At 57.5% G+C, this 5,629-nt stretch carries 8 protein-coding genes; 6 read left to right on the top strand and 2 right to left on the bottom strand.

Annotation, left to right across the window (positions count from 1 at the left end; translation table 11 throughout):
* Positions 1 to 16 precede the first annotated feature (16 nt).
* Both ACRY_RS02405 and ACRY_RS02400 read right to left on the bottom strand, forming a co-directional pair.
* Positions 17 to 427, bottom strand: coding sequence for a hypothetical protein (locus ACRY_RS02405; RefSeq protein WP_007425139.1), 411 nt, complete (start codon positions 425 to 427; stop codon positions 17 to 19).
* A gap of 229 nt (positions 428 to 656) precedes the next feature.
* A complete protein-coding gene (locus tag ACRY_RS02400; protein ID WP_007425140.1) occupies positions 657 to 980 on the bottom strand; it encodes a hypothetical protein in 324 nt (107 codons plus the stop codon).
* A 193-nt stretch (positions 981 to 1,173) separates the two neighbouring features.
* Between ACRY_RS02400 and mobQ the strand changes: the two genes are divergently transcribed.
* The 6 genes from mobQ (at position 1,174) to ACRY_RS19560 (ending at position 5,342) form a co-directional block, all read left to right on the top strand.
* Positions 1,174 to 2,259 (top strand): MobQ family relaxase, encoded by a 1,086-nt coding sequence (gene mobQ / locus ACRY_RS02395; protein WP_011930883.1) that lies wholly within the window; start codon positions 1,174 to 1,176, stop codon positions 2,257 to 2,259.
* Between the two features lies 1 nt (position 2,260).
* The gene (locus tag ACRY_RS02390) at positions 2,261 to 2,824 is read left to right on the top strand and encodes a hypothetical protein (RefSeq protein WP_011930882.1); all 564 of its coding nucleotides are present in this window, start codon (positions 2,261 to 2,263) and stop codon (positions 2,822 to 2,824) included.
* A 1,250-nt stretch (positions 2,825 to 4,074) separates the two neighbouring features.
* Positions 4,075 to 4,251, top strand: a complete 177-nt coding sequence (locus ACRY_RS18830) for a CopG family transcriptional regulator (protein ID WP_081432859.1) — start codon at positions 4,075 to 4,077, stop codon at positions 4,249 to 4,251.
* The gene (locus ACRY_RS18825) at positions 4,242 to 4,520 is read left to right on the top strand and encodes a type II toxin-antitoxin system RelE/ParE family toxin (RefSeq protein ID WP_081432858.1); all 279 of its coding nucleotides are present in this window, start codon (positions 4,242 to 4,244) and stop codon (positions 4,518 to 4,520) included. The genes ACRY_RS18830 and ACRY_RS18825 overlap by 10 nt, the downstream gene beginning before the upstream one ends.
* A gap of 15 nt (positions 4,521 to 4,535) precedes the next feature.
* Positions 4,536 to 4,733: a DUF2283 domain-containing protein gene (locus ACRY_RS02380; RefSeq protein WP_007425138.1), complete on the top strand. Its 198-nt coding sequence runs from the start codon at positions 4,536 to 4,538 to the stop codon at positions 4,731 to 4,733.
* 51 nt (positions 4,734 to 4,784) lie between these two features.
* Positions 4,785 to 5,342 carry a hypothetical protein gene (locus ACRY_RS19560; protein WP_138919296.1) on the top strand — a complete coding sequence of 186 codons (558 nt, stop codon included), beginning with the start codon at positions 4,785 to 4,787 and terminating at the stop codon, positions 5,340 to 5,342.
* Positions 5,343 to 5,629 lie beyond the last annotated feature (287 nt).

Genomic DNA, 5,629 nt, shown 5'->3' with positions numbered 1-5,629 from the left:
TCGATGGTGGAGGCCGTCAATCAGGCCACTTCAGCACCTCGCCGGCCAGAAGGCGCACAAGCCGGCCTTTGAGGCCCGGTAGAGCCTTGGCCTGCCGTATGGTGGCTTCCGCCTTCTCCGCGCGCCGTAGCGCCTCTGCCGCCCGCCCTTCGGCTACCTGGGCGGATCTGGCGGCCTTCTGGGCCTCCTCTGCGCTCGCGCGCGCCTTCTCCTGCTCAACCTCTAGCGCCCGCCTCTGACGCTCTGCGGCGTCGTCCGCCATGACCCTCTGCGCCTCTGCCTGACGCTCGATTTCCGTGATCCTGGCTTTGGCAGCTTCCAGTTCCGCAGCCAGGCCGGGCGATGCCTCACCGGGCTCAGGCTCATTCGCCCCGCCAGCCCGACGCAGCGCCGCCCGTGGTTCCAGGGGGGCATCGTCGCGGGTCATGAGGGCCGCAGCCTGACGGATCAAAGGATGAGCCGCGTCCGGTGCCAGCACCTGAATGGGCCTGATACCACGCTCGGCGAGAGCCGCCCGGCGCCGGGCGGCGCGCTCTCGATTCCCGTCCCTGCTATTCTTAGCCATGACATATCATGGCAAGGCAACCATGACATGTCACGCTCAAACCATGACATGTCATGGTTTGAGCCGGCTATGGTTCAGGGCCGATTGAGACTCAGTCGGCATCGTCAGGGCGGGCTGTTGAGTCGCTGGACGTAGCCGCCTGGCCAGACTGGTCTGGCCGGGGCGGTAGCCCGAACACCTCGCGATCGATAGGGCGTACAAGATGCTTGTCGAGCAGGGCTTGGAGCCGTTGCTTCGCGGCCTCAGACCGCTCCGCTTCCGCAAGGATGACCGCGCCAACCAGCACCTTGCGGCGGGTCTCCTCCTTGCGGGCGCGTTCTTTCGAGCGCGCCTTCACCGCATTGATCCGCGTCTCGATCTCACGCTGCTTCGCGGTGAGATCAGCAAGGATTTCGTCGTCCGTCCGCTTTGCCATGACACAAAAACTAGTCGGGGTTCCAAGGGGCGCGCAAGCCCATTGGTGGGGGGCGCCCGCAGGGCGGGGGCAACGCCCCCAGGATTGCCGCGGGTGTTGCGCAGCAACACGTAACCGCGCACTCAATCCTTTCGTGGTTGTTCAAACCGCCAAAATAGCTTAACCTGATTTCCTCATTCGTCGAGGCCGATCTGTGGCAATCTACCGTTGCGAGATCAAGAATATCAGCCGGGGTCAGGGTCGATCCTGCGTCGCCGCTGCCGCCTATCGGCATCGTACCCGCCTGCACGACCAGCGTCAGGAACTCGACCATGCCTACACCCACAAGGGCGACGTCGAACTCTCCGAGATCGTCGCACCAGAGGCCGCACCCGAATGGGTCCACGACCGCGAACGCCTGTGGAATGCCGCCGATGCCGCCGAGAAGCGCAAGGATGCCCGCACCGCCAAGGAAGTGCTGGTTGCCCTCCCACGCGAACTGAACACCGCCGAACAGGCCAGCCTGGTCCGCGAGTTCGCCCGCGCTGAGTTCGCCAGCAAGGGGCTGGTTGCCGATATCGCCATCCACGCCCCCAAGGCTCAGGACGGCGAGACACAGCCTCACGCCCACATCATGCTCACCACCCGCCCCCTCGAGAACGGCAACTTCGCCAAGGGCAAGGACTACAGCCTCGACAAGCCACCCGGCATCGAGGCCATCCGCGAACGGTGGGCTACCCACTGCAATCGGGCGCTCGAGCGCGTCAGAAGCCCCGAACGGGTCGATCACCGCTCCCTCGCCGATCAGCGCCAGGCCGCCCTCGCAGCCGCTGAGAACCCCGCCCAGCCCGAACCCGACCGCATCAGGGCAGCCGCCAGAGCCATGGAACTGGACCGCGCCCCGGAACCCAAGATCGGCCCCGTCGCCATGCAGATGGCACGCCAGGGACGCGGCACGCGGGCTTACGCCCTCCGGGACGCCATGCAGGTCAGGCAGGATCGCGGCATGCTCCGCACCATGAGCCGCTCCTGGGAACAGGTCCGCCAGGCCGGCTCAAACCTCATGCAGACCATGCGCGAACGCCTCCCCGGCCTCGCCAGCGTGCTCAGACAGGCTCTGCCCCTGCCCTCCGCCCTGATCGCCGCAACCACCAGCCCGGACATGCAACGCGCCACCCAGATGCTGGACATGCGAGCCGCCGAGAAAATCCTCAAAACCCGCGAGCACGAGAACCAGCAACGCCAGCAGCAACGCACACCGGACCAGGGCCGGGAACGCGGCCGGGGGATCGAGATGTAGCATGGCAACCGGCAACCCCATCGTAGACGCTCTGGATGCCCTCGCCGCCGAGGTCGCCAAATGCACCGAGTCCGTGAAGGCCGCCAATCCGGACGCCCTCACCCGCTCCGTCGATCAGGCCGCCACCAAGGCCGTGAGCAGCATCAAGACCGCTCTGGACGGCGCCAGCGAGGCCGTGAAGGAGATCCAGAAGGCCGCCTCGGACACCGCTCAGGCAGCGTCCAGCGCCGTCGAGCAGGTTGCCGAGGTCCGCACCGCGACACGCTGGCTCAATCTGCGCTCAGTCGCCGTCCTGGCGCTGGCCGTTGTGCTGGTGGTGAGCGGCAGTCTCGCCTCGATCTGGTGGGAACGACACAAATTCCACCGCCTCCATACCAAGGTCATTGCCCTGCGGGCCGAGGTCCAGACCGAACGGGCCAACCTCAAGGCACTCAAGGCCAAGGGCGCGCGGGTGAAGTGGGAGACCTGCGGCGGTCATCTCTGCTTCGAGGCCAGCAGTGACCAGCACAGCGGTTGGGTAACCACCAAGGGGAATATCAAGCTGGTCATTCCACGCGGCTATTGATCCGGAATGGGCATTCCGGCCCGGCAGAAGGCCGTAGAACGGGTTTTATGTCCTGACACCCCAAAACAGCACCAAACCCAAAAAACCCGTGTACGCCCGTCTGACGGGGTTTCACGGCCATCCTCGCCGCTTCGTCTCCAATGCCGCTTTTGCTTACCGTCCCGTTGCCCCTGACCTCGTGGCGCGGGTCGAGCGCAGAGCGGGAGACCCGGAGGGCGCATCGCGCCCGCGCCAGCCCTTACCTTCCCCTAGCGCGGCCCGTCAGGGCCGCCTTTCATGGTCAAATCGCATCGCGATTTGCCGCATCTGGTTTCCCCCGCACCCCCTTCCCAACTTCGCAGCCTCGCGCGCTCGCGCGTGCGTAGTGCCCGTCGCCCCGGTGGGCCCACAGGGAAGTTCGGGCCGCTCGCTTCGCCTCCCTTCGGGCGGCTCGCGGCCCTCGTTCCCTGTGGACTACCGGGACGACAAAAATGAGGGGGAGCCCCAGTCCTAAGATCATAGAGAGGGGGCGAAAAAATTTCCAATTAAATCAATATGTTACAAAGGGGGGGCTGCTCACCTAAGTGAGCAGCCCCCTGCTCACTTAGGTGAGCAGGGTTGATTTGTATGGATCAGATGTGATCATATATGAATCACCCGTATCGATCACGAGTGATTCATATGAATACTCCAGTGCAAACGAATGGTGCACATATGAGCAGGGGGTTGCTCACTCAGAACGCCAACTCCCCTCCAAGATGGATTCAGACCGATCGAGCTTCCCATGAAGCTTGGGGGCGGCTTTCCGTCAGCAAACCTCGAGCAGCCGCATTGATGCACTATCTCGTTGCTCAAATGGGTCATAGTGATGCTGTGGTGGCGTCGTGGGCGACCCTAGCCTCGATTAGCGGGATGTCGGTCGCAACCGTTCGTCGGGCAATCGCTGATCTCCGTAGCGAACGTTGGATTGAGGTTATTCAGATAGGCGGCAAAGGTGCCGCCAATGCCATAGTCATCAATAGCCGAGTTGCTTGGACGCAAGAGCGCGACAAGCTCCGCTACGCTAGGTTCTCAGCCGAAGTTTTGGCTCGTTCCGACGAACAGGAAGAGATCAGCCAAGATCCTCTAAGGCAAATTCCAACATTGCTACCAGGTGAACGCCAACTCCCGTCTGGTAATGGCGAGCCTCCGCCATCTCAACCACCATTTGATGGACTAGAACATGACTTGCCAGCGCGTAGTACTCACCTCCACCAAGAGGAGTCCGCTGAATGATCCCGAACCCTGTATCCATGCCAGATGATCCTGATACGGAAGCTTTCGTTGAAGCCGTCAAAAAAGGGATTGCGGCTGCGGACTCCGGGCGCACCGTACCCTACGAGGAAGCTCGGAAATGGCTGCTTTCCTGGGGAACTGAAAACGAGCTGTCCGAACCTAAATGCCGGTAATCTTCACGGCTGAGGCTATCAATGATCTTGTCCATATTCGCCACCACATCGGCCGGGAAAACCCTGCCGCAGCCACTCGCATCGCGGTGCAGCTCGTAGCGGCCTGTGATCGGCTTGAGTATCTACCTGAGCGTGGGCGGCCCGGCTTGGTTTCAGGGACGAGGGAACTGACCGTGATTTGGCCCTACATTATCGTTTATCGAATTGTCGGCCAGAACGCTGAAGTCCTTCGCATCTGGCACGGCGCACAGGATCGTAGAGAGTTTTGATCGAGGAGCCAGACCGTGATCACGACCAGCTATGATCCCGAGGCGGATGCGCTCTATGTCCGGTTCGCCCCTAAGGGAGCGACGATTGCCGAGACCAGGGAACTGGAGCCTGGCATCCTGCTGGATATGGACGAGATCGGACACCTAGTCGGGATCGAAGTGCTGGGTGTGCGATCACGGGCAACACTACCGGCAATTCCATATGCGGCATGAAAATATTCGGCATCATAGATTTTTCAAGAAAATCTCTTTTCGAATAATATGATGTTAGATTTATTACTATTTATAATTTCAATTTTAATATTCATTTCAACATACGTATTATCTATACATTTATTTGGATTTTTAATAGGAATTATAATAGGATGGATTCCGGCTTTAGCTTTATCTATTTTATTTTATTATCTTTATCCAGTGCTTTGGTATACGGCAATTATTATTATGTTTTCTATTATTGTTATATTTGTAGGATATAATATTATGTCGATCGGTCGGCATAAAGTTTGGAATAAAAATTCCGCTTTAAGTTACGAAAAAATTTGGATGTCATCATTTAAGAAGTCTATTTATAAATCAGATATTATAAATGATTTTGAAAAATATCATATTAAAAAGATATCACCAATTATTTCATTAGAAATAAACAATCTCGGTCATGCCGAAAAAGTAAAAATATACAAAAGTAGCGGATCAAAAATTATTGACAATGATATAATAAAATTTAGCAAAAATTATAAATTCCCCTCTTTCCATTATAATTCAGACCTAGAAATCGAATTGCCAATAGAAATATCTAATATCAATAAAAAAACTGGGCCATGATAAAATTGTTTCATGACCCAGAAGTTATTGTTAATTAAACCCTTTTGGCCATACGGCTTTCAACAATACAGCGATTGCGTATATCAATTCAGCCAAACTACGCACCATCGCTGGATTTAAAACATGCTGATGCATGTTGACCTCCAGAAAAAAATTTCGATGGCGGATGGCTTTTCCGCGAAACCCGTAGGAATCCTCGCCTACGACCATATGACCGAACCTTGGTCGATCACACTTCGCCTTAACTTGGAGCATCAGCAAAAAGCTGAAGAATTGGAACCCTATTA

Origin of the sequence: Acidiphilium cryptum JF-5 (assembly GCF_000016725.1) — a bacterium.
Lineage (GTDB): Bacteria > Pseudomonadota > Alphaproteobacteria > Acetobacterales > Acetobacteraceae > Acidiphilium > Acidiphilium multivorum.
Note: the sequence above shows the minus strand (reverse complement) of the source record. Positions and strands in the feature narration are given on the sequence as shown.